This is a genomic window from Pseudomonas sp. 28 E 9, from assembly GCF_900004785.1.
Lineage (GTDB): Bacteria > Pseudomonadota > Gammaproteobacteria > Pseudomonadales > Pseudomonadaceae > Aquipseudomonas > Aquipseudomonas orientalis_A.
The window spans coordinates 19,513-22,643 of the sequence record NZ_CVTK01000045.1 but is presented as its reverse complement, the minus strand read 5'-3'; the positions used below and the strand labels follow the sequence as shown (position 1 = coordinate 22,643).

Here is a 3,131-nt window from a genome sequence, read left to right as displayed (position 1 = left end):
GGGCAACGGCGCAACGACAACGATCAACGACACCATCGATAAAGTCGACGTGGTTCTGAGCGCCACCACTACTGTTGGTGAAGGCGGCAATATCGTTTACACCGCCAGCCTTGTGGATAAGAACGGTGCGCCGGTGACTAACATCACCAATCCGTTGACCGTGACGTTGGATAACGGCCAAAGCATCACCATCGGTGTAAATCAATCGAGCGCCAGCGTTTCGGTTATTGCACCGGATGATGTCTACAAAGGCGATCAAACCGTCACCACTGCTATCAAGACTGTCACTGGTGGCGAGCACTTCGAGAACTTGGTGCCTGGCACAACGCCGGTTAACACGACTGTTACTGATACTCCAGGCACCGACAACACCACCACGGTGACACTGACGGCTCCGGCCCAGGCAAACGAAGGTGGTCAGATCACCTATACCGCGACCTTAAGTAATAAGGCCGGTACTGACGTCACGCTGAAACTGGATAACGGTTCGAACATCACCATCAAAGCCGGTGAAACCATCGGCACCGTGACCCTCCCTGCGCCAAGCGATGACGTGTTCATCGACAAGAGCACGCAGACGGTCAAGATCACAGACGCAACGGGCGGCAACTTTGAGAAATTGGAAGTTGCGGGCAACGGCGCAACGACAACGATCAACGACACCATCGATAAAGTCGACGTGGTTCTGAGCGCCACCACTACTGTTGGTGAAGGCGGCAATATCATCTATACCGCCAGCCTTGTGGATAAAAACGGCGCGCCGGTGACTAACATCACCAACCCGCTGACCGTGACGCTGGATAACGGCCAAAGCATCACCATCGGTGTGAACCAATCGAGCGCCAGCGTTTCGGTTATTGCACCGGATGACGTCTACAAAGGCGATCAGACCGTCACCACTGCTATCAAGACTGTCACTGGTGGCGAGCACTTCGAAAATCTGGTGCCAGGCACCACGCCAGTTAACACCACCGTTACTGATACTCCGGGCACCGACAACACCACTACCGTCACCCTGACAGCTCCGGCCCAGGCAAACGAAGGTGGTCAGATCACGTACACAGCGACGCTTTCCAATAAAGCGGGCAGTGACGTCAATCTGAAGTTGGATAATGGCTCGAGCATCACGATCAAAGCCGGCGATACCGTCGGTTCGGTCACCGTGCCTGCTCCAAGCGATGACGTGTTTATCGACAAAAGCACTAAGACCGTTCAGATCACCGAAACCACTGGCGGCAACTTCGAAAAACTGGAAGTTGCAGGCAACGGCGCAACGACAACGATCAACGACACCATCGACAAAGTCGATGTAGTTCTGAGCGCCACAACTACCGTCGGCGAAGGCGGCAATATCGTTTACACCGCCAGCCTTGTGGATAAAAACGGCGTGCCGGTGACTAACATCACCAATCCGTTAACCGTCACCTTGGATAACGGCCAGAGCATCACCATCGGTGTGAACCAATCGAGCGCCAGCGTTTCGGTTGTTGCGCCGGATGATGTGTACAAGGGCGATCAAACCGTCACCACCGCTATCAAAGGTGTGACCGGCGGCGAGCACTTCGAGAACCTCGTTCCAGGTACCAACAAAGTCACTACAACCGTTACTGATACCCCCGGTACTGACAACACTACGACTGTCACGCTGACCGCACCAAATGCTGTTAACGAAGGTGGCCAGATCACGTACACCGCTACGCTCTCCAACAAAGCAGGCAGTGACGTCACGCTGAAGTTGGATAACGGTTCGAGCATCACGATCAAAGCCGGCGACACTGTCGGCACCGTGACCGTGCCTGCTCCAAGCGATGACGTGTTTATCGACAAGAGCACTCAGATCGTCAAAATCACCGACGCTTCTGGCGGCAACTTTGAGAAATTGGAAGTTGCGGGCAACGGTGCGACCACCACGATCAATGACACCATCGACAAGGTTGATGTAGTTCTGACCGCCACCACCACCGTCGGTGAAGGCGGCAATATCGTTTACACCGCCAGCCTTGTGGATAAAAACGGCGCGCTGGTGACTAACATCACCAACCCGTTGACCGTCACCTTGGATAACGGCCAGAGCATCACCATTGGCGTAAATCAGTCGAGCGGATTTGTTTCGGTTGTTGCGCCGGATGATGTGTACAAAGGCGATCAGACCGTCACCACTGCTATCAAGACTGTCACTGGTGGCGAGCACTTCGAAAATCTGGTGCCAGGCACCACGCCAGTTAACACCACCGTTACTGATACTCCGGGCACCGACAACACCACCACTGTTACGCTGACCGCGCCGAGTGCAGTTAACGAAGGTGGTCAGATTACATACACCGCCACGCTCTCCAACAAAGCAGGCAGTGACGTCACGCTGAAGTTGGATAACGGCTCAAACATCACTATCAAAGCCGGTGAAACTGTCGGCACCGTCACCGTCCCTGCGCCAAGCGATGACGTGTTTATCGACAAGAGCACTCAGACGGTCAAGATCACCGAAACCACTGGCGGCAACTTCGAAAAACTGGAAGTTGCAGGCAATGGCGCAACGACAACGATCAACGACACTATCGATAAAGTCGACGTGGTTCTGAGCGCCACCACTACTGTTGGCGAAGGCGGCAACATCGTTTACACCGCCAGCCTTGTGGATAAGAACGGTGCGCCGGTGACTAACATCACCAATCCGTTGACCGTGACGTTGGATAACGGCCAGAGCATCACTATCGGTGTAAACCAATCGAGCGCCAGTGTTTCGGTTGTTGCGCCGGATGATGTTTACAAGGGCGACCAAACCGTCACGACCGCCATCAAAACCGTGACCGGTGGCGAGCACTTCGAGAACCTCGTTCCAGGTACCGACAAAGTCACTACAACCGTGACTGATACCCCAAGTACTGACAACACTACGACTGTCACGCTGACCGCACCAAGTGCCGTTAACGAAGGTGGCCAGATCACCTACACAGCGACCTTGAGCAACAAGGCCGGTACTGACGTCACGCTGAAGCTGGATAATGGTTCAAGCATCACCATCAAAGCCGGTGAAACTGTCGGCACTGTGACTGTGCCTGCGCCTACCGATGATGTGTTCATCGACAAGAGCACTCAAACCGTCAAGATTACCGACGCAGCGGGCGGCAACT

General features: G+C 54.5%; 1 protein-coding gene. It reads left to right on the top strand.

Annotated elements, in window-relative coordinates; all coding sequences use genetic code 11:
• Window positions 1-3,131: immunoglobulin-like domain-containing protein (locus BFQ00_RS29650; protein WP_371914195.1), on the top strand; the 3,131-nt coding region annotated here is incomplete at both ends.